Source organism: Achromobacter sp. ES-001 (assembly GCF_019448355.1).
In the GTDB taxonomy this organism is placed as follows: Bacteria; Pseudomonadota; Gammaproteobacteria; order Burkholderiales; family Burkholderiaceae_B; genus Achromobacter; species Achromobacter spanius_B.
Map to the genome: position 1 here is coordinate 3,824,854 of NZ_CP079940.1, position 22,169 is coordinate 3,847,022.

At 64.0% G+C, this 22,169-nt stretch carries 12 protein-coding genes; 2 read left to right on the forward strand and 10 right to left on the reverse strand.

Going from position 1 to position 22,169, the window contains the following annotated elements:
- Positions 1-198 precede the first annotated feature (198 nt).
- From putA to clpS, 8 genes are all read right to left on the reverse strand, one after another.
- Positions 199-4,020, reverse strand: coding sequence for a trifunctional transcriptional regulator/proline dehydrogenase/L-glutamate gamma-semialdehyde dehydrogenase (putA, locus tag KYT87_RS17185; RefSeq protein ID WP_219990437.1), 3,822 nt, complete (start codon positions 4,018-4,020; stop codon positions 199-201).
- 160 nt (positions 4,021-4,180) lie between these two features.
- Positions 4,181-4,846 (reverse strand): membrane integrity-associated transporter subunit PqiC, encoded by a 666-nt coding sequence (locus KYT87_RS17190; protein WP_219990438.1) that lies wholly within the window; start codon positions 4,844-4,846, stop codon positions 4,181-4,183.
- 6 nt (positions 4,847-4,852) lie between these two features.
- Positions 4,853-6,517 (reverse strand): intermembrane transport protein PqiB, encoded by a 1,665-nt coding sequence (locus KYT87_RS17195; RefSeq protein WP_143215369.1) that lies wholly within the window; start codon positions 6,515-6,517, stop codon positions 4,853-4,855.
- A gap of 41 nt (positions 6,518-6,558) precedes the next feature.
- Positions 6,559-7,902: a paraquat-inducible protein A gene (locus tag KYT87_RS17200; RefSeq protein ID WP_104144422.1), complete on the reverse strand. Its 1,344-nt coding sequence runs from the start codon at positions 7,900-7,902 to the stop codon at positions 6,559-6,561.
- Positions 7,902-10,214, reverse strand: a complete 2,313-nt coding sequence (clpA, locus tag KYT87_RS17205) for an ATP-dependent Clp protease ATP-binding subunit ClpA (protein ID WP_039884291.1) — start codon at positions 10,212-10,214, stop codon at positions 7,902-7,904. Before clpA ends, KYT87_RS17200 begins: the two co-directional genes overlap by 1 nt.
- 55 nt (positions 10,215-10,269) lie before the next feature.
- Positions 10,270-12,489: a penicillin-binding protein 1C gene (gene pbpC, locus KYT87_RS17210; protein WP_219990439.1), complete on the reverse strand. Its 2,220-nt coding sequence runs from the start codon at positions 12,487-12,489 to the stop codon at positions 10,270-10,272.
- Complete coding sequence (locus KYT87_RS17215) at positions 12,486-17,714, reverse strand: alpha-2-macroglobulin (RefSeq protein WP_370638715.1); 5,229 nt, start codon at positions 17,712-17,714, stop codon at positions 12,486-12,488. Before KYT87_RS17215 ends, pbpC begins: the two co-directional genes overlap by 4 nt.
- Positions 17,715-17,865: 151 nt before the next feature.
- The gene (gene clpS / locus KYT87_RS17220) at positions 17,866-18,180 is read right to left on the reverse strand and encodes an ATP-dependent Clp protease adapter ClpS (protein ID WP_006220276.1); all 315 of its coding nucleotides are present in this window, start codon (positions 18,178-18,180) and stop codon (positions 17,866-17,868) included.
- A 227-nt stretch (positions 18,181-18,407) separates the two neighbouring features.
- Between clpS and KYT87_RS17225 the strand changes: the two genes are divergently transcribed.
- Together KYT87_RS17225 and KYT87_RS17230 are read left to right on the forward strand one after the other, a co-directional pair.
- Positions 18,408-18,653, forward strand: coding sequence for a cold-shock protein (locus KYT87_RS17225; protein WP_006220277.1), 246 nt, complete (start codon positions 18,408-18,410; stop codon positions 18,651-18,653).
- 201 nt (positions 18,654-18,854) lie between these two features.
- Complete coding sequence (locus tag KYT87_RS17230) at positions 18,855-19,256, forward strand: DUF192 domain-containing protein (protein ID WP_240434153.1); 402 nt, start codon at positions 18,855-18,857, stop codon at positions 19,254-19,256.
- 83 nt (positions 19,257-19,339) lie between these two features.
- On the opposite strand, the gene KYT87_RS17235 is transcribed toward KYT87_RS17230, so the two are convergent.
- Both KYT87_RS17235 and pcaF read right to left on the reverse strand, forming a co-directional pair.
- A protein-coding gene (locus KYT87_RS17235; RefSeq protein WP_255593224.1) for an IS3 family transposase occupies positions 19,340-20,685 on the reverse strand; the annotation gives its coding sequence in 2 pieces (ribosomal slippage) (positions 19,340-20,218 and positions 20,221-20,685; 1,344 coding nt in all).
- A gap of 135 nt (positions 20,686-20,820) precedes the next feature.
- Positions 20,821-22,026, reverse strand: coding sequence for a 3-oxoadipyl-CoA thiolase (gene pcaF, locus KYT87_RS17240; protein WP_046804699.1), 1,206 nt, complete (start codon positions 22,024-22,026; stop codon positions 20,821-20,823).
- Positions 22,027-22,169 lie beyond the last annotated feature (143 nt).

A 22,169-nucleotide genomic window follows, 5' to 3' on the forward strand; every position in this document is an offset into this window, starting at 1 on the left:
GAGCTTTTAGCCAGGCTTTTGGTTTTTTCTACTACCGCGAGCCGGGCTGTGGCCCGGTCCCGCGTATGCATTTTCTGCAAAGTCCGGATGTCGGGTTGCGACATCCGGACTTGAAGTGCGACCGGATTTTCGTTCCAGTGCAACCTGCCCGATATTGGAGATAACCCTCGGTCATCGAGGGTTACCCCTCGGTCACCCTTAGCCGATCGTCATGAGGCTGGCGTTGCCCCCGGCGGCGGCCGTGTTGACGCTGATGGAACGCTCGGTCAAGAGGCGCTCCGGCACGTAGCTGGCGCCGGCCGCCAGGGCGTCGGACGTCAGGCCATGCACCGACAGGATGGCGCCCGGGCGCTGCGCGATGCGCTGGTTCAGCGCTTGCAGCGCGTCGCCATCGCCTTCGAACAGAACCGCCTGGTAGTCGGCCTGATCGACCTCATCGTCAGCCAGGATGCCGGCTTGCCCTTGTTGCTCGGCGTCCAGCGTGGCCAGCAGCGCCTGGGCAGCGGGCGTGTCCGCAAACCAGGCGTGGTTGCCGGTCAGACGGGCAACCGACCACTGCGCCCGCGCACCGGCTTCGGTGGCGGCCACGCAATACACGGCGCCACGCGGTTCGACCATATAGGTGTTGGTTTCGCCCGTGGGGCCCGGCAGCGCGATGCGCTGGGGCAGCGGCGCGGCGGCGTCCAGCGCCGGCGGCAGGCCGGCCGGGCGCGTGCCCAGCAAGCGGTACATATACAGCGGGCCGCCCGCCTTGGGGCCGGTGCCCGACAGGCATTCGCCGCCAAACGGCTGCACGCCCACGACCGCGCCCACGATGTTGCGGTTGACGTAGACGTTCCCGGCATGCACCTGCCCCGTCACGTGCGCGATGGTTTCGTCGATGCGGGTGTGCACGCCAAACGTCAGGCCATAGCCGGTGCCGTTGATGGCATCCAGCAAGGCATCCAGTTCGTCGCGCTTATAGCGCACCACGTGCAGCACCGGCCCGAACACTTCGCGCGTCAATTCGCTGATGTGGTCGATTTCGATGATGGTGGGCGGAACGAAGGTGCCGTGGCGGCATTCGCCGTTCAGTTCTACCTGGTCCACGCGATGGCCGGCGGTGCGCATCGTCTCGATGTGGCGCTGGATGCCGTTGCGGGCGTCGGTGTCGATCACCGGCCCCACGTCCACCGACAGGCGGTCAGGGTTACCCACGGACAGCTCGCGCATCGCGCCGCGCAGCATCGTCAGCACGTGATCGGCGTTGTCTTCCTGCACGCACAGCACGCGCAGCGCAGAACAACGTTGGCCGGCCGAATCGAAGGCCGAGCTCAACACGTCAAACACCACTTGTTCGGACAGCGCGGAAGAATCCACCACCATGGCGTTCTGGCCACCGGTTTCGGCGATCAGCGGAATGGTGTGGCCGTCGTCGTCCAGGCGGTCGGCCAGCGTGCGCGCAATGATGCGCGCCACGTCGGTCGACCCGGTGAACATCACGCCGCGCACGGCGGGGCTGGCAACCAGCTGCGCGCCCACGGTTTCGCCACGGCCCGGCAGCAACTGCACGGCGCCAGCCGGTACGCCGGCGGCGCGCAGAATGGCCACGGCTTGCGCCGCGATCAAGGGCGTTTGTTCGGCGGGCTTGGCCACGACGGTGTTGCCGGCGGCCAGCGCGGCCGCGACCTGGCCGGTAAAGATGGCCAGCGGGAAATTCCACGGGCTGATGCACAACACGGTGCCCAGCGGGCGGTGCGTGTCGTTGCTGAATTCGCGTTCGGCCTGGTCCGCGTAGTAGCGCAGGAAGTCCACCGCTTCGCGCACTTCGGCGATGGCGTTCGGCAGCGACTTGCCGGCCTCGCGCACGATCAGGCCCAGCAGCATCTGCATCTGCTCTTCCAGCAATTGCGCGGCGCGGCGCAGGCACTGCGCGCGTTCCGCCACGGGCGTGGATTGCCAGATGGGCGCGGTATTGGCGGCGGCGCGCAAGGCGGCCTCGGCCTCGTCCGCTTGCGCTTCGATCACGTGGCCGACGACATCGCGCAGGTTGGACGGGTTGCGCACTTCAACGGCGCGCGCCGCGTCCCAAGCCTGTTCGCCTTCGCCCAACATGGGGCCGGCACGCCACGGCGTGCCCGCGCTGGCCAGCAACGCGGCCGACAACGAGCCCAGACGGTGTTCGTTGGTGAGGTCCAGGCCGGCCGAGTTGGCGCGCGCCCCTTGTTGCAGATTGCCGTAGAGCTCGCGCGGCAGCGGAATCTTTTCGTGCGGCGCACCCAGCGGCACAATGCGCGACGCCGCGTCCACCGGGTCGGCCACCAGCGTTTCCACCGGAATGCTGTCGTCGCCGATCAGGTTGACGAACGAGGTGTTGGCGCCGTTTTCCAGCAGGCGGCGCACCAGGTAAGCCAGCAGCGTTTCGTGCGTGCCGACCGGCGCATAGATGCGGCACGGCCGGTTCAGCTTGCCTTGCGCCAGCGGGCCGACCACTTCGTCGTACAGGGGCTCGCCCATGCCGTGCAGGCACTGGAATTCGTATTGGCCGGGGTAGTAGTTCTGGCCGGCCAGCTGGTAGATGGCGGCCAGCGTGTATGCGTTGTGCGTGGCGAACTGCGGGTACACCGCTTCGGGTGCGCCCAGCAGCTTGCGCGCGCAGGCCAGGTAGGCGACGTCGGTGTACAGCTTGCGGGTGTAGACGGGGTAGCCTTCCAGGCCGTCGACCTGGGCGCGCTTGATTTCGCTGTCCCAGTAGGCGCCCTTGACCAGGCGCACCATGATGCGATGGCGGCTGCGGCGGGCCAGGTCGATCACGTAGTCGATCACGAACGGCGCGCGCTTTTGATAAGCCTGGATGACGAAACCGATGCCGTTCCAGCCTTCGAGTTCGGGCGCAAAGCAAAGCGCTTCCAGCAGATCCAGCGAGATTTCCAGGCGGTCGGCTTCTTCGGCGTCGATGTTCAGGCCGATGTCGTAGCTGCGGGCCAGCGCCGTCAGTGCCTTCACGCGCGGCAGCAGTTCAGCAATGACGCGTTCGCGCTGGCTGCGCGAATAGCGCGGGTGCAGCGCGGACAGCTTGATCGAGATGCCAGGGCCTTCATAGATGCCACGGCCGGCCGCGGCCTTGCCGATGGCGTGGATGGCCTGCTCATACGACGCGTAATAGCGCTCGGCGTCTTCGGCCGTGGTGGCCGCTTCGCCCAGCATGTCGTAGGAATAGCGGAAGCCGCGGGCTTCCATCTTGCGGTTGTTGGCCAGGGCTTCAGAGATGGTCTGGCCCGAGACGAACTGTTCGCCCATCATGCGCATGGCCATGTTCACGCCCTTGCGCACCAGGGGTTCCCCGCCCTTGCCGATCAAGCGGGTCAGCGCCTTGGACAGCGATTGTTCGCTGCTGACGGCCACCAGCTTGCCGGTGATCATCAAGCCCCAGGTGGCGGCGTTGACGAACAGCGATTGCGAGCCGCCCATGTGCGACTTCCAGTCGCCACGGGCGACCTTGTCGCGGATCAACGCGTCGCGCGTGGCGCGGTCGGGAATGCGCAGCAGCGCTTCGGCCAGGCACATCAGCGCCACGCCTTCCTGGCTGGACAGCGAAAATTCCTGGATCAGCCCTTCAACGCCACCACCACTGCGCTTGCCGCGCAGCTTCTTGACCAGGTCGGAGGCCATCGCGTGCACTTTTTCAAGATTGGGCACGCGGGCCTGGCCCAGCAACAGCGGCACGCATTCGGGCTCGGGGCGGCGATACGCAGCGGTAATCGCGGCGCGCAGCACGGACTGCGGCTGCACGTCCTGCCCAAACTCGTAGAACGGCGGCGTGGGCGCGGCGGGCGCATCGCCCGAGTCGTCTTCCGTGCCGGCGTCCACGCCCAGGTGCGACATTTCGGCGGGCAGATGGCCACGCTCGATCTTGTCCAGATAAGAAAGGATTGCCTGCTTATGCAGCCAGTGGGGCGTGCAGTTGAGCTTGTTCGCGGCCGCCTTCAGGCGGTCGCGCAGTGCGTCGTCAACTTTGACGCCGAGGGTCGTGCTGGCCATAAGAGATTGCTTCCTGTCGCATGGCAAAGGTGATACTGGACTCGAACGAAACCCAGTATGGGTAGGACCGTATGCTAAACAGGTTGCAACCCGGCTTGTATTAAGGTTAACCCTAGGTTAACCGGTTGACTTGGCGCAGGTTTACCGGGAAGCGCCCATGTCAGTCCTGGTCTTTCGGCGCGTCCTTCAGGGGCGAACATCCCAGCATCTGCACGGACGCCGAGCCCGCTGGGGTTTGACCGTGTATGGCGGACGCCATGGCACCGGCTAGCGCCACGACGGCGCGCTGTTGGGCCGCGATCAGCGCCGGGATGCCCGTCTCGGACACCTTTTCGGTTACGACGCTGCGGCACAGCAAGCCCGTGCCCTTGGCATTGACGGGCCGGACGCGCCACGTGGCATCCAGCTGCGCCATGCTGCCCGAGACCAGCTCGAAGCGTTGGACGTCGGTTTGCACCCGCCACACGGGCGCGCCCGGGCCAGGCTTGACCATCTGCACGTCCAGCGCGCCCAATTCGCCCTTCAGGGCATCGGACAAGGCGCCCCGCAGCTCGTCGCCCAGCGGCGAACTCCAACGCTCGGAATACAGTGCCGATACGCTGCCGTCGCCCGTGCGCACCATCAACTGAGGCTGGTCGGCTTGTGTGGACAGGCTGACCGGTTGTACCTCGATCAAAAAGTCCGCGGAACCGGCGGGCGCGGCGGTGGACGGCGCGGTGGGCCCTTGCAGCGTGTAGTAATGCACGGGCGGCGACGAGCCGCAACCGGCCAGGGCGGCGCTCAGCACCAGCAAGGACAGGACAGGACGCAGGGAAGATAAAGTCATGATTCTTTAGTTCCTGACAGGGCCGGAGCCGGGAATCGGGTCTTTGCCACGGCCGCGCAGCAAGGCTTCGGGGTTCGATTGCAGGAAATCGGCCAATGCCCGCAACGAGCGCGCGGCGCGGCTCAGTTCCTGCATGGCCTTTTCGGTATTGACCGGCAGCGACGCGTCGGAAGCCAGCATCGAGTTGATGTTCGCCATGGATTCGCGGGCCTGCTTGAGCATGCCTTGCGCCTCCGGGGCCACCTGCTTGTCTAGCCGGTTCATCAGCTTGGACGTGCTGGCCAGGGTGGTGCGCAGATCCTCGCCAATCTTGTCGAACGGAATTTTCTCGATCTTGGCGACGATGTTGCTGACCTGCTGCTGCAACTGATCCAGGTTGCCCGGGATAGTGGGGATCACGGCCGGGTCGGACGGGGTGAATTCCACCGGCTTGGCATTCGGGAAGTTATCCAGCACCACGTACAGCTGGCCCGTCAGCAGGTTCGACGTGCGCAACTGCGCGCGCAGCCCGTACTTGATCATCACGCCCAGCAGGCGGTTGCCGGCCTCGTCGCCGTCCTTGAGCGCGCGTTCGCGCACTTCTTCGTACACGCGGCCCAGGCGTTCCGGGTACAGCGTGGCGTCCACAATGGAATAGAAGCGCTTGGTGGCGGGGTCGAAGTCCAGATTGATCTGCGTAACGTTGCCCAGCGTGATGCCGTTGAAGTCGATGGGCGCACCGACGGTCAGGCCGCGAATCGACTGATCGAAGCGCATGCGGATCGGGAAGGCTTCGCCGTCGGGGTTGGCCTTGGCGGCGGCCTCGGTGGGGTAAAGATCGAAGTGCGCGTCGGCCGGCGCGGCGGCGCTGCCATCGCGCACGCTTTGCACCGATTCGAATGCCACGCCGCCCACCGCCATCGACACCAGCGACTGCGTGCGTACCTTCAGGCCATCGGCGTTGACGCTGAAGTCCACGCCACTGGCGTTCCAGAAGCGCGTGCCGTTGGTGACGAACTTGTCGTTCGGCGCGTCGACAAACACTTCGACATTGACCGCCGTGCCGGTCTTGTCGAGCTCGTAGCCGATGACGCGGCCCACATTGATGCGACGGAAATAGACCGGCGAGCCGATGTCCAGCGAACCCAGGTCAGAGGCGCGCAGCATGAACCGCTTGCCCGCGCGGTCGTGCGTCACTGCGGGCGGAATCTCCAGCCCTTCAAAGCTGAACTTGGTGGCCTTTTCCTCGCCGTTCTTGCCTTCCACCGCGTCCACGCCAATGTAGGCGCCCGACAACAAGGTGCCCAGGCCCGATACGCCGCTGACGTCCAGACGCGGCCGCACCACCCAGAAGTTGGTGCCTTCACGCGCCAGGTCCGACACTTCCTTGGCCAGCTCGGCCTTCACCACCACTTTGCTGCGGTCGGAATTAAAGCCGATGGACTTCACCGTGCCGATGTTCACGTCTTTGTAGCGCAGCTGCGTCTTGCCCACTTCCAGCCCTTCGGCCGTATTGAACGAGATCGAGATATCCGGGCCGGCCTGCATCCAGGTGCGTATGACAAGCGACATGCCCATCAGCGCAGCCACGATGGGCACCAGCCATATCCATGAAATCCGGCGTTTCTGCTTGCGCGAGATAGTCGGCGATTTGATCTTCTCTTCACCGCCGCCGGGTGCTTGGTCGGACATCTACTTTCCTTTTTCTTCTTGAGCGGGAACCACGGTTGTTGCTAGCCCACTTCCCTGCTTGTCACGGACGGCGCATGATGCGCCGCCTGGGCCGGATGCGCCCGGCCCTCGATCTCGGGCGCGTCGAAGTCGACGTCGACCTCGCCTTCAAGATCCCAACTGCGGCGCAGATCGAAGCTCATGGCCGCCAGCATGGTCAGGATCACAACGACGCCAAACGCCGCCGCCCCCGCGCCGGCGCTGATCTCCATCAGCCCTTGGAAATCGGCCAGCGCCGCCAGCAATATAACGACAAAAACATCCAGCATCGACCATTGGCCTATGAACTCGACCATCTGATACAAGCGGGTACGCGGCCGCAGATTGGTGGTGCTGCGCCATTGCTCGGTCAGCAGCAAGAGGATCAGCGCCAACAGCTTGGTCAGCGGCACGGCCACACTGGCGATAAACACGATCAGCGCAATATCCCAGGACCCCATCTGCCAGAGCTCGACGACGCCGCCCAGGATGGTATGGGCGCTGTCGCCCAACACCGAACTGACCTGCATGACGGGCAGGACGTTAGCCGGGATATAGAACACGACCGCGGCAAGCAGCAGCGCCCAGGTGCGCGCCAGGTGATCCGGCTTGCGGTAATGCACGATGGCGTCACAACGCACGCAGTGATGTTCTTCTTCGGGATCGGCATCGCGCGGCAGGGCCTGCACCTGGCCGCAGACATGGCAGCCGGCCAGCACGGTTTCCGGACCGCTTTCGGGAATATGCACGGGGGCCACGCCCGCCGTTTCGGCGTAACGCCACAGTACGTGCGGCGACAAGCGCCCCAGCATTGTCAGGAAAACAGTCAGCAGGCCGAAGGCCCCCAGGCCGATACCCGGTTGCACCGCCGCCATGCCCGCCAGCTTGACCACCGCGACCAGCACGCCCAGCAGAAACACCGGCACCATGCACCATGGCGAGAGGAACCCCAGCAGACGCATGGCGCCACGGAACCCGACGGGCTCGTGGCCCCGGGACAAGGGGCCAAGCACCCACAGCAATACGGTCAGTTGCAGCAACGGCAAGGCAAAACCGGCCAGCCCCGTCATCACGGCGACCACCCAGTGGCCTTGGCGCCACGTAATGGAAATGGCGTCCAGCAGGGACGCTTCTTGCACCATGCCCTGCACGGACATGGAAGCGACCGGGTAGGCGTTAGCCACCCCGAAAACGATCAGGGCCGTGATGGCAAGCGCCAGCCAATTGGACAAAGTAAGCCCGCTGTAGCGCCACAACGTGGCCCCGCAGCGGGCGCAATTGGCGGTCTCGCCAGGTTCAAGCTGATGTCGGCGATAAACGCTTGCGCAATGTTCGCACTCGATCAGCGGCTGGCTGTCCGCGGTCATCAATCGATTAGTTCAACTTCCTGCTTGTCCGGCGCATCCGAAGACGGCGGTTTCCCGTTGTCGTCGAAGTCCAGCGTCACCTTGCCCGTGTCGTCCAGATCCACCGTAACCGAACCGCCGTCCACCAGCTTGCCGAACAGCAGCTCGTCGGCCAGCGCGCGGCGGATGGTGTCCTGGATAAGACGTTGCATGGGACGCGCGCCCATCAGCGGGTCGAACCCCTCCTTGGCAAGGTGTTCGCGCAGTTTCGTGGTGAACACGGCTTCCACGCGGCGCTCGTGCAACTGATCTTCCAGCTGCATGAGGAACTTGTCCACCACGCGCAGGATGACCTCGCGGTCCAACGCGGCGAACGGGATGATTGCGTCCAGGCGGTTGCGGAATTCGGGCGTGAACATGCGGCGGATTTCCGCCATTTCGTCGCCCAACATCCGCGAATTGGCAAACCCGATCGACGGACGGTTCAAGGTCTCGGCGCCCGCGTTCGTCGTCATGATGAGGATGACGTTGCGGAAGTCCGCCTTGCGGCCGTTGTTGTCGGTCAGCGTGCCGTGGTCCATGACCTGCAGCAGGATGTTGAACACATCCGGGTGCGCCTTTTCGATTTCGTCCAGCAGCAGCACGCAGTGCGGCTGCTTGGTGATGGCTTCGGTCAAGAGGCCACCCTGGTCGAACCCGACGTATCCCGGAGGCGCACCGATCAGGCGCGACACCGCGTGGCGTTCCATGTATTCCGACATGTCGAAACGCAGCAGCTCGACCCCCAGCGTGAACGCCAGTTGACGCGCCACTTCGGTCTTGCCCACGCCGGTGGGACCGGACAACAGGAAAGCGCCGATAGGCTTTTCCGGCTTGCCCAAGCCCGAGCGCGCCATCTTGATGGCGGCGGACAAGGCATCGATAGCGCCGTCCTGGCCGAACACGACGGTTTTCAAATCGCGGTCCAGCGTGGCCAGCTTGCTGCGGTCGTCGTTGGAGACGGACTGCGGCGGAATGCGGGCGATCTTGGACACGATGTTCTCGATGTCCACCTTGCCGATCACCTTCTTCTGGCGCGAGCGCGGCAGCAGGCGCTGGGCCGCGCCGGCTTCGTCGATAACGTCAATCGCCTTGTCGGGCAGATGGCGGTCATTGATGAAGCGGGCTGACAATTCAGCGGCCGCCGACAACGCGGCAGCGGAATAGCGCACGCTGTGGTGTTCTTCAAAACGGCTCTTCAAGCCGCGCAGGATCTGCACGGTTTGCTCGACGCTGGGCTCCGGCACGTCAATCTTCTGGAAGCGACGCGACAGCGCGTGGTCTTTTTCGAAGACGCCGCGATATTCGGTATACGTGGTGGCGCCGATGCACTTGAGCTGGCCCGAAGACAGGGCCGGCTTGAGCAGATTGGACGCGTCCAAGGTGCCGCCCGAGGCCGATCCGGCGCCGATCAGCGTATGGATTTCATCGATGAACAGGATCGCGTCGGGGTTGCCGCGGATCTGCTTGAGCACGCCCTTCAGGCGCTGTTCGAAATCACCGCGGTACTTGGTACCCGCCAGCAGCGCGCCCATGTCCAGGGAAAAGACCTGGGCGGCTTGCAAGATTTCGGGGACTTCGCCGCGCGTGATGCGCCAGGCCAGGCCTTCGGCAATGGCGGTCTTGCCCACGCCGGCCTCACCGACCAGCAGCGGGTTGTTTTTGCGGCGTCGGCACAACACCTGAATGACGCGCTCGACTTCGTGCTCGCGTCCGATCAGGGGATCGATGCGGCCCGCCAGCGCGGCGGCGTTCAGGTCCGTGGCGTATTGGTCAAGCGGCGACTGACGCGATTCGCCCTGCTCTTCACCGTTGGTCTGCTGCTCTTTCTGCACGGCGGCGGACTCCACCTGGGGCTGTTTGGTAATGCCATGCGACAGGAAATTGACCACGTCCAGGCGCGTGACGCCCTGCTGTTGCAGGTAGTACACGGCATGCGAGTCCTTTTCCCCAAAAATGGCCACCAGCACGTTTGCGCCCGTCACCGGTTTCTTGCCGGTGCCGCCTGCGGAAACATGCATGATTGCGCGTTGAATCACGCGCTGAAAGCCCAGCGTCGGTTGCGTGTCGACCTCGGCGCCGCTTGGAATCACCGGGGTGTTTTCCGAAACGAACTGACGGAGGTTGCGGCGCAAGTCGTCGAGGTTGGCCGCGCATGCGCGCAGAACCTCGACTGCCGAAGCGTTGTCGAGCAGCGACAGCAGCAGGTGCTCGACGGTAATAAATTCGTGCCGGGCCGAACGGGCCTCGACGAAAGCCATATGCAGGCTGACTTCAAGCTCTTGAGAAATCACGCTTCCTCCGTATTGCATCGAAGCGGTCAAATACACGATTCATATTCTATGCCGATCATGGCGTAACGCCAGCGATTTCAAAAACCACTCTATCGTGGCGGCCTAGCGTGTCCATGACGGTTAGCGTATACCGGCCGTCTTGCGCCAGCACTAATTTAAACGGATGACTCGACGCGCCGTGATTCACCACGCGGCCATCAAGCATCCACCATACTTCTCCTTCGGCGCCTTGCACATCCACATCCAGCGCCACTTGCCGGCTTCCCGGCACGGGCCGAAGGACCGAACCGCTGGCCACGCCACCCACGCGCAGCGGCCCTTGGGTAGCGTCGGCGTAACCGGCAAATGACGGCGGCGCCGTGTCGTTCAACAGCCACGCGGCGCGCTGTTCGGGACATTGCCCCGACGGCACGCTGCCCAACCGATAACCCAGTGGCCAACATGTGACCGCCGCCTGCACCGTTTCGGGCCGGCTACGGACCTGCTGCGCGCCTTCCGGCAACGCGGCCACAATATCTTGCAGTAACGGCGCCGCCACATTCGCCCCAAAAAAACCGGGGTTCGGCGTGCCGTCCGGGCGACCTACCCAGACGCCTAGCGTCCATCTGTCGGTCACCCCGATTGCCCAGGCGTCCCGGAAACCAAAGCTGGTCCCGGTTTTCCAGGCCAGCCGCCGGGTCGGGCTGCCCGACTGGTAGAAAGGCCGGTCGGGATGCCCGCCGCCTTCAAGAATATCGCGAACGATCCAGGCGGCTCCAGGGCTCATCATACGGGACTCGATTCGAGGCTGCTCCGTCCGAAGGCGGGGCCGTCCCGAGACGCCATCGCGGGCCAAAGCCCGGTAAGCGCCGACCAGTTCTTCCAATGTGGTGCCACCCCCGCCCAAAATCAAGCTTAAATTTGGGGCAGCCCCGGCCGGCATTCGTAACCGCACGCCGCCAGTCAGCATAACCGACGCAAAACTGGCGGGGCCGACACGGTCCAGCAAGTCCACCGCGGGCACATTCAACGACCGCTGCAACGCCTGCGCCACACTGACCGGGCCCGAAAAAGCGGCCTGGAAATTGCCGGGTGCATAACCGCCGAATGACATGGGCGCATCGATCAGCAGGCTTTCCGAATGAATCAGCCCTTCGTCCAGCGCTTGCGCATACAGAAACGGTTTAAGAGTAGAACCCGGCGAGCGCACGCCACGCACCATATCCACGTGGGCATAACGGGTATCGTCGGAAAAATCGGCGGACCCCGCGTAAGCCTTGACCTCCAGCGTATCGTTATCCATCACCAGCACCGCCATGGAAACCTTGGGCGGCAAATTATCGACACGGTCCAGCAACATTCGTTCCACCGACGCCTGCATGTCAGCATCCAGCGTCGATGCGACCAGCGGCGGGCGCTGGCCCGGCCGCCTTGCGGTGGTTTTGGTACCGGCTTCCTGCAACAGGCGCTGTGCGGCCAGGGGCGCAAGCCAACGTGCGCGTAGCGGCGGCGCGATCACGTTTTCGATCTTGGCATCGGCAACTTCCGCCGGGGTCCAGCGGCCCAGTTCGGCCATGCGGTCCAGCACCTTGTCGCGCGCAGCCTGCGCGGCCTCGGGGTGGCGGTCGGGACGCAGGCGCGACGGGGCTTGCGGCAGCGCGGTCAGCATCGCGGCCTCGGCGGGGCCGAGATCACGGGCAGCCTTGCCCAGCCACAGCCGCGAACCCATTTCCACGCCTTCCACGATGCCGCCCATGGGCGCGTGGGTCAGGTACAAGGACAGAATTTCATCCTTGCTGTAGTGCATTTCCAGTTGCACCGCGCGCCACGCCTGTCGCAATTTGGCCGACATGGAGCGCGAGGGCTTGCCCGCCAGTTGGGGGTCAATCAGGCGGGCGACCTGCATCGTCAGGGTTGATCCCCCCGAAACAATGCGGCGGTTCGTGGCCCATTGCCAGCCGGCCCGCGCGAACGCCACCGGGTTGACGCCGGGATGCCAGTAGAACCAGCGGTCCTCGTACGTGAGCAGCGTTTCCAGGTAGCGCGGGGACACCTGCTCCGGCGTGACCGGATAGCGCCAGATGCCGTCGCGGCTGGGGTAGTTGCGCAGCGGCGTGCCGTCGGCGGCCACGACGACGGCGGCGCCGCCGGAATCGACAGGCGGCAGCGGGTAAAGGCGGTCAAGCACGAATAACAACGCGGCCAGCGTAAACAACACGCTGGCCGCGATGATGCCGCGCCGCCGCCACCGGCGAGCGCGCAAGGCGCCCGCCGTGGGGGTGGCGGCGGCGGTCAAGGACGCTTGGCGCCGCGATCGCGGATTTCGACCGTGCTCCATTGCTCACCCACGCCGCGGATTTCCGGGCGATACATATCTTCCGCCACGGTCGAGGGCACCGCATAGCGGCCCGGCGTTACGACGCGCACCAGATAGAACACGTCGACCTTGCCACGACCCAGGGACACGGCGGCCACATAACGGTCATCGCGGAACTCACGATGCTTGATGTTGGAATCGGCCATGGCTTCGGCCACGCGGCGCCCGCCAATAGTCCATTCCTGCATCTCGGGGCTTTGCGACAGGTTCAGGTTTTCGACTTCAAAACCCGCCGGCACACGGTCCTCGATCAGCGCATCCGGAATGTTCTGGTTGGCGCTGGCCTGCACCCACACCACCAGCATGTCGCCGCTTTGCAGCGTGCCGCCATCCCAAGGCTTGCCGTCCGGGCGATACCAGCCACGCTTGAGCTGGATCACGTCGTTGCGCGGCTTGGGCGCAACCGTCGGGCTGCCCTGGATGTCGTATTCCAGGAACAGGGACTGCGCACCCGTGTTAAGGATTTGCGTGTTGGCCAGATCGGCCGCCGTCAGGCCGACGGTCTGGTCGGTCTTGCCGCCGTCCAGCGGCTTGCGCACGCCATTGACGGTCAGCGCGGCTTCCCAAGGCGTGCCCTTGTCGCCACCGATGGCGCGTGCCGCCATCAACAGCGCCATGCGTTCCTGCGTGGACAGGTACGAACGGTTGCCCAGGCGCGAGGTCAGTTGCGTCAGCAGATTTTCCAGGCGTTCGTGCTTCAGGCCGTACTGGTTGGCCAGCGCGTACGACAAAGCGTAATCGCGCACGCTGCTGCCGTAGTCGCCCAGCCATTCGTCGTAGTAGCCGTTGTAATTGCGACGCGGGAAACCGTATTCGCGCGTCATCGCGGCGTCCAGCGCGGACTTCATGCGGCCTTCGTCGCCCATCAGTTTGAACGCCGCTGCCAGCTGGATCAGGGGCAACGGCGAACGCGCGCGCTCTTGATAGTTGTCGAACAGCTGGCGCACCGTCGACAACGGCGCCTTCTTGTCGCGAGCCAACGCCAGCACGGCGGTCGACAAGCCGGCAAAACGGCGGTGGTCTTCGCGCAGGACGTTGGCATCGCTGCCGTCGATGCGGCCGGCTTCAACGTTGCGGCGCAGGTTCACCGACCACGTGCCGAAGGTGTTCGACGTCTGCTGCACTTGCTCCAGCAACCATTGGCGCGAACGGTCCAGCGTGGCTTCGGGCACTTCAAAGCCCTGGTCGCGCGCGTCTTGCAGGAAGCCCACGGCATAGGCCGTCAGCCACACATCGCGCGAGCTGGAACCGCTCCAGAGGTTGTACGAACCTACCGCGTTGCGCATGCCGGACAGGCGGCCGATGGCGCCGGACACCTGCGCGGCGCGTTCCACCTGCGAATGCGGCTTCAAGCCGAACTGCTTGGCAACGGCGTCATCGATCAACACCCACGGCAAGGCGCGGCTGATGGTCTGTTCGGCGCAGCCATACGGATACGCCAGCAACCCCTCAACCAGCTTGTTCACGTTGAACGGCGGGCGATTCGACACGGTCAGGCTGACCAGCGCCGAATCCGGGTAGTAAGACGACACCCACGAGGCCTGCGCCACGTTGGTTTCACCCGGGTTCAGGCGCAGGCGACGCACCTGGCGTTCGCCTGCGTAGGCCGGCTGCACTTGCAACACCGATTCACGCACGATGTGCACCGGCTTGGCGCCGCCCTGCCCGTCGATGGTCAGGCGCATCAGGCCCAGGCCATACGAGCCGGTCGTGGTGGCGTTAAAGCGCAAGGTGGTGCGCTGCTTGTCCTTCAGCGTCACCGTGCGCACGCCGTCCGTAATGGCCAGCGGGTCCAGCGCTTCCAGTTTGATGCTGATCTTTTGCTCGGCGCCGCTCAGGTTGGTCAGGTCCAGCGCAATGGCGGCCTGGTCGCCCGGCGTGATGAAGCGCGGCGTGTTCAATTCGGCGACGATCGGCGCGGCCACCACCATTTCGGCGTCGGTGCTGCCGTAGTTGTCGGCCGTGAACGCCACCGCCATCAGGCGCAAGGTGCCGTTGAAATCGGGCAGGTCCAGCGGGATGTCCGCTTCGCCTTGCGCGTTCAGCGTGACCGGGCCCGAGAACAGGTCGACCAGCTTGACCTTCTTGGGCAGGCTCTTGCTATCGCCGCGCATGGCGGCGTCACCGCCCCACTTCAGCTTGCCCTTGGTGCCGTCCATTTTTTCGATCAGCTTGCCGTACATGTCCAACAGTTCGGGCGCGTAGCGGTGCTTGCCGAAGAAGTAGTCCAGCGGGTCGGGCGTGGCGTACTGGTTGATGTTCAAGATGCCCACGTCCACCGCGGACAGCGTGACCGTGGCTTGCTTGCCGTGCGCGCCGTCGACCTTGACGCGCACCGTCGTCTTGGTTTCGGGCACGGCCTTGGGCGCGGCCGTCAGCTTTACATCCAGCTTGCGATCGGTGCTGGCAATCGGCAGGAATGCCAGGCCCAGCGCACGGGCCGGCGTCACGCGGTCGCCTTCACTGCCCGGGCGGAACACGGCGGCGGCCACGTACAGATCGTGGCGCTTCCAGTCCTTGCTGACCGGGATTTCGACCACGGTGCCCGTTGCCTTCACGGCCACCCAGGTGGACCACAACATGCGGTCGCCTTCGACGGTGACCAGCGCCTGGCCGTCGTGCGGCGGCGTCAAAGTGACCTTGACGGTGTCGCCCGGCTTGGCCGGCACGCCTTCCAGCTTCATCTGCACGCGATCGGGGCGGTTGCCCATCGCGTCGGCGTCCTGCGCGTTCCAGCCGGCATAGAAGCGGTAGCGCATCGTCTCGCCCGTTTCCGGGTCGGCGATTTCAAGGCGGTAACGGCCCCACTTGACCGGCACGGTCAGCTGGGCGCGATCGTTCAGCGCCACTTCGCGCGAATCGATCAGTTCTTCGGTTTCGGTGTAGCCGCTGTTCCAGCCGCGCTGGTCGTCAAAGCGCCAATAGTATTGGCGTTCTTCGCGGAACAAACGCATCTGGGCCTGAGCCAGGGGCTGGATCTCGCCCTGGGCGTTGACGCGGATCACTTCGAATCCGGCGGGTGCGCTCTCGCGCGCCACGTCGCTATCGAACTGGGGCCGCACGGCGATCAGTTTGTCGGCGGGCCAGACGCTGCGTTCGATGGAACGCACCACCGGGCGGCCGCCCGATTCCAGCAGACTGGCCGACACGCGCACCTTCATGGGCGAATGCGTGCCTGCCGCGTTGGGGTTGACGCTGATCTGAGCAGCACCCTTGTCGTCCAGCGCCTCTTCGGGCAGTTCGCCAAACGTGCGGCGCGTGTCATCGGCGACGTCGCCGAAGATGAAGCCGGGCCATTTCTGGGCCTGCGCGAAACGGTCGCGCTTGACCTGGAAGGTGGACAGCAGGCGGTTGCCGGCGGCGGGTGCGCCGTAAAGGTAATCGCCCTGCACATCGACAAGCAGTTCCTCGTCCGGCGACAGCACCTCTTGCTCAGAGGTCAGCGCCATCTTCATACGTTCAGGCAGGAATTCCTCAACCTGGAACTTCCACGACGCATCGGGCGCGCGCGAGGCCGGGTCAACACGCAGTTCCAGCAGCCACGAGCCGGTCTGCGCATCCAGCGGCAATTCGATTGCGCGCTCGACATAGCCGACCAGATCCTTCTTGGGCTGCCACAGTGTGTTCTGCACCACGCGGCCATCGGGACGCTTGATGGTGGCCGTCAGTGGCGCGGGCGTCAGCATGCGGCCGTCCAGGTCGCGCGGCAGCACCGACACGTTGAACGTTTCGCCAGGGCGATACAGGTTGCGGCCGGCGTAAATGAACAAGTTATTCGGGCGCGACACATGGCCGCCCGTATCGAACTCCGACAGATCCAGCGCGGGCTCGGCCAACGCCAATACCGTCATTTCCTTGTCGCGCGATGCACGGATGACGCGCGCGTTGGTGAAGCTGCCATCAAAGCGCACATGACCTTGCCCATCGGCGGCGGCCTTGGCCAGCGTCTTGCCGGCGCCGTCGACCAGTTCAAAGACTGCGCCGGAGATGGCCTGGCCGGACTTCAGCGACACGGAATAGGCTTCCACGCGGTCGCTGTAGCGGCGCGCGTGCAGGCCGATATCGCTGACGTAGAAGTACGTGACCTGGTATTCGTAGCGGAAACGGCCGGGCTGGCTCATGACCGCGATATAGATGCCGGGCTCTTGCAGTTCCTTCACGCCTTCAACGGGCAGGAAGGTAACGTGGCGGCGGTTGGGTTTATCGTCGGTAATGAATCGGCCTTGATAGACGCTGGTGGTCAGCGAATTCAGGCGGTCCAGATCCCAGTTGCTGACCGAACCCTTCAGGCCACGGTTGTCGGAATAGCGCCAACTGTCTTCTTCGTTGTAGCCGCCCTCTTCTTCGTCATCGGACGCCTGCGCGGTGTTGCGGCCAATGCCCAGCACCGTTTCGAACAGTTCCGGCACGCGGTCGGGCGCGACACGCAGGAATTGCACGTCCACTTCCGGCACGTTGACGGTAGCCACGGGCAAACCGCCGTTCTGGCCGGCCGGCAGCACCACGCCACGACTGGCGAAATAGAACGACGGCGGCATCGCCTGCGTGTTCACTTCGCAGTTGGACGATTGCGCCAGCACGACCTTGTCACCCACGCCCGGCAAACCGGAGCGCACGGTGATGGCGTACTTGCGTTGCGGCTGGATATACGGGAAATACACCATGCGCGGGTTGTCACCCACAATCCAGCTGCCTTTGACGATCTTGCCTTGCGGGGCGGAGTCGCCCGGCTTCACCGAGGCGGGCTGGTCGCCGGCGTTGGAGGCCGTTTCGCTGTCCTGGTCGGCTTTGCCCGACGAGGCGCCCAGATCGGTGACCTGCAGGAAGTCATCCAGCTTGCCCTTGGCATCCACCGGCTGGGTGAACGTGACGGACAACGACAGCGCGTCGTTATATTGGCGTGGTTGGCAGGTCAGTGCGGCGAACGGATCGGGCGCGCCGACCGTGGCGCTGGCGCCCAGCGTGGGTTTTGCCTCGCCCGGCGGGGCCGCTGCGGGGCTTTGAGCCGGGGCGGACACCGCAGGGGCCGCACCCGGAGCCGCTGCCTGCTTGTCCTTGCCCATCCACCAGCCCACGCCTATGGCGCCGGCCAACACCACAACGCCGGCAACCGCCAGCCAGGTCTTACTAACCTTTCCACTCACGGCAAACCCCTCCGCCTACTCGAATACAACGCTCCTTAGCGGCGGAGCTGCCGACCATCCGGATCCGCGCGCTTCCCCAAACGCGGACATTGCCGTGCCATTGGCGCACAGCAGAACGCCGCCTTCGAGGGCGGCGTCTTCATTCTTGGTATTAAACGGGTTCCATCACACATTGCAGCGGGTGCTGGCGCGCCCGCGCATACTGTCCTACCTGGGCGATGCGGGTGGCGGCGAGGTCACGGGGGTACACCCCGCAAACTCCGCGCCCTTCGTGATGCACTTGCAACATGATCCGCGTGGCCTCTTCATGATTTTTATTGAAGAATTTTTGCAGGACTTTCACGACGAATTCCATCGGCGTGTAGTCATCGTTCAACAGCAGAACCTGATACATCGGAGGCGGCGCGGCGCGTGCCGGTGCCTTCTCGACGGCCAAATCATGCTGGGTATCCAAGGTAGAACTCATAGGGCGGCTATTCTATTTAAACTGGGGACGCCTAACGTGCAACTTACTTAAAATTACACGCGGAAATACGTAGTTTCCATACTTGACGACACAAAGAAAAGCGGCGCATTATCACCGCATTCTGGGGTTTTCAACTCATCGAAAATCTGCCAGGAAGCCGGAGGGGGGGACAGAGGTCTAGACCGCGATGCCCTTCTGTCAACATACGATTCAATGAGGCAGTCCGCATGTCTGATACGACCGCAACCGCCGTCCAAGGGGACAATCCCAAATCGACGGGTACCGTCAAATGGTTCAACGATGCAAAGGGGTTTGGCTTCATTACGCCCGACGACGGCGGTGAAGATCTGTTCGCCCACTTCTCGTCCATACAGATGAATGGTTTTAAAACCCTGAAGGAAGGCCAGAAAGTGGCTTTCGAAATCATCCAGGGGCCTAAGGGCAAGCAGGCGCTTAATATCACGGCCGCCTAACACCCTATAAAGTGCAGCGGTAAGGTTGCACCATTATCCAGGCGGGGCTTTCGGGCCCCGCCTTATTATTTTCTTTTTACTGCGCCAGTCATGCTGAAGAATGCGAAGTTATTACCTGCCACTCCTACGTTGTTCAAGACGGCGTTCATAAAACCCGCATTCCTTAAAGCCGTATCGGCGGCACTGGCAAGCGCGGCATTGATGCTGGGCGCGGGCGCCCATGCGCAAACCGGGCCGCAACCGCCCTTGCCCACCACGCAACTGTCAGCCGGCATCCATATTATCCGCGCCGAAGTTGCCAACACCGACGCCACGCGCCAAGCCGGCCTGATGTTCCGCAAAGAACTGCCCGGCAACGACGGCATGCTGTTCGTCTTCGAGCGGCCCGACGTGCAGTGCTTCTGGATGCGCAACACGCTTTTGCCGCTCTCGATTGCCTTTATCGCCGACGACGGCACGATCGTCAACATCGACGACATGGCGCCGCAGACCGAAGACCCGCATTGCGCCCGCAAGCCCGTGCGCTACGCCCTGGAAATGACCCAAGGTTGGTTCGACGAGCATGGCATCAAGGCGGGCCGGAAAATAGACGGTCTGCCCTGAGTCGGGCGCCCCGGGGCGCCAGTGCGCCAGTCGGATGTAGAAAGGGAGCCCCGTGAACTGACCCCCAGAAGTTGGACGGTCAGCTAAAGCCCTAAGGCCTGAGCTCGGTATTGCACCGGACTCAGGCCTTTTAGCTTGAGCTTGATGCGGTCGTGATTGTAGTAATGGATGTACCGCCCGATGCCGGCCTGCAACTGGTCGATGCTTTCGAAGCGGTTCAGGTGGAAGAACTCAGCCTTGAGCGTGCCGAAGAAGCTTTCCATGGCGGCATTGTCCAGGCAGTTGCCCTTGCGTGACATACTCTGCGTGACCGATCGATCTGCCAGCATTCGCCGGTAGTTCTGCTGCTGGTATTGCCAACCCTGGTCGGAGTGCAAGACAGGCCGATCATCGGGCAGCAGCCGCGCCAGCGCTTTCTTCAACATGCTGCCCACCATCTGGAACACCGGCCGGCGGCTGGTCTCGTAGGCCACGATCTCGCCGTTGTACAGGTCCATGACCGGCGACAGATACAGCTTCTGGCCGCGCACGTTGAACTCGGTCACGTCAGTGACCCACTTCTCGTTCGGGCGTGCGGCTTCGAAGTCGCGCGCCAGCACGTTGGCGGCCACGTGATGCGACTGCCCCCGGTACGAGCGGTACTTCTTAGCGCGCACCAGCGACCTCAAGCCCAGCGTCTGCATCAGCTTCTGAACCGTTTTGTGGTTCACCCGTTCACCTGCCTGGCGCAGCACCGCCGTGATCCGGCGGTAGCCATAGCGGCCCTTATGACGTGCGTAGACCGCGCCGATGCGCTGCTTGAGCTCGGCATACGGATCCATGGCACCCAACGTCTTCAGGTGGTAGTAGAACGTGCTGCGCGATAGGTTGGCTGCGCGTAACAATAGCGCGAGCGGATGCTTAGACCTCAATCCTTGGACCACTTGCGCTTTCCAACGAGCGCCCGGGTCTTCTCCGCTTCGATTAAGGCCTTCATTTTTTTTAGGTAATCGTTCTCCGCGCGCAGATAGGCCAGCTCTTGCTCGAGTTCTTCCTTGGTCATGTCCTTGGACACCGGCTCTGGGGGATACTTATGCGGCATGGTCGCTCCTGGGCGCTTGCGCGCCAACGCCTCTATACCCCCGGAATCATACTGGGCGCGCCACTTCGCAATGTGGCACGCACTTCGAATCCCGTGCAGCACTGCTGCCTGCGTATCAGAGAGTCCTTCGCGCCGAATCCTCAGCAGCACGGCTTGTTTGAAGGACGCACTGTACGAACCCGATTTCCGGCGCAGGCCTGCAACGCCGTGCTCGCGATAGCTCCCGACCCACCGACGCACCATTGAATGTGCCAGCTCATATCGAGCCGCCACCGATTTAACACCCTCTGCGCCTCCCAGACACTCCCTCACCACCTTTTTCTTGAACTGCTCGTCGTACTTCGCCATGTAAAAACCCCCGAAGGTTGGATCTACGTCCAACTTTCGGGGGTCAGTTCACCGAGAGGCTCCCTTTTTTGATTCCGCCGCGAACCGCGCGGCGGAAAAAACAACACTTCAGGTTTCAGGCTTGAAGCCGCAAGCTCAGACGCGTTCGATGATGAGCGCGATGCCCTGGCCCACGCCGATGCACATCGTGCACAGCGCATAGCGGCCGCCGGTGCGGTGCAGTTGGTTGATCGCGGTGGTAGCCAGGCGGGCGCCGGATGCGCCCAGCGGGTGACCCAGGGCGATTGCGCCGCCGTTGGGATTCACGCGCGGGTCGTTGTCGGCAATGCCCAGTTGGCGCAGCACGGCCAGGCCCTGCGCGGCAAAGGCTTCGTTCAGCTCGATGACGTCCATCTGGTCCAGCGTCAGGCCGGTCTGGGCCAACACCTTCAGCGTGGCCGGGGCCGGGCCGATACCCATGATGCGCGGCGCGACGCCGGCGGTAGCCATGCCGACCACGCGAGCGCGCGGGGTCAAGCCGTGGCGGGCGGCCGCCTTTTCGTCAGCCAACAGCAGCGCGGCGGCGCCGTCATTCACGCCCGACGCGTTGCCGGCCGTGACGGTGCCGCCTTCGCGGACCACACCCTTGAGCTTGGCCAACGATTCCAGGCTGGTTTCACGCGGATGCTCGTCCTTGGAGACGATGATGGCATCGCCCTTTTTCTGCGCAATCGAAACCGGCACGATTTCGGCGTCGAACACGCCTTCTTTCTGCGCGCGAGCCGTCTTTTGCTGGCTGGCCAGCGCAAACAGGTCTTGGTCTTCGCGGCTGATGTTGAAGTCGTCAGCGACGTTTTCGGCCGTTTCGGGCATCGAATCGACGCCGTATTGCGCCTTCATCAGCTTGTTGACGAAGCGCCAGCCGATGGTGGTGTCGAAAATGGCGGCATTGCGCGAGAACGCGCTGTCGGCCTTGCCCATGACGAAGGGCGCGCGGCTCATGCTTTCAACGCCGCCGGCCAGCATCAGCCCGGCTTCGCCGGCGCGGATGGCGCGGGCGGCGGTGCCAATGGCGTCCAGGCCGGAACCGCACAGGCGGTTGACCGTGGCGCCGGGGACTTCGATGGGCAGGCCGGCCAGCAGCGTGGCCATGCGGGCCACGTTGCGGTTGTCTTCACCGGCCTGGTTGGCGCAGCCCATGATGGCGTCGTCCAGTTCTTCCCAGCGCACGCCGGGGTTGCGCGCTACCAGCGCCTTGATGGCGACGGCGGCGAGGTCATCAGGACGCACGCTGGCCAGCGCACCGCCGTAGCGGCCGAAGGGGGTGCGGATCGCATCACAAATAAAGGCATTCACGGTCATGGGAAGCTCGGAGTGAAGTGAAAAATTCGGGATCGGACGATCTTAGCGCACCGCATTTAGCGCCAAGTTGGTGCACACCTGGGGTGTCCGTCTCATGGACAGTGTCCGGTAGGTGTTCACCCTGATCGCCAAGCCGGCCGCAG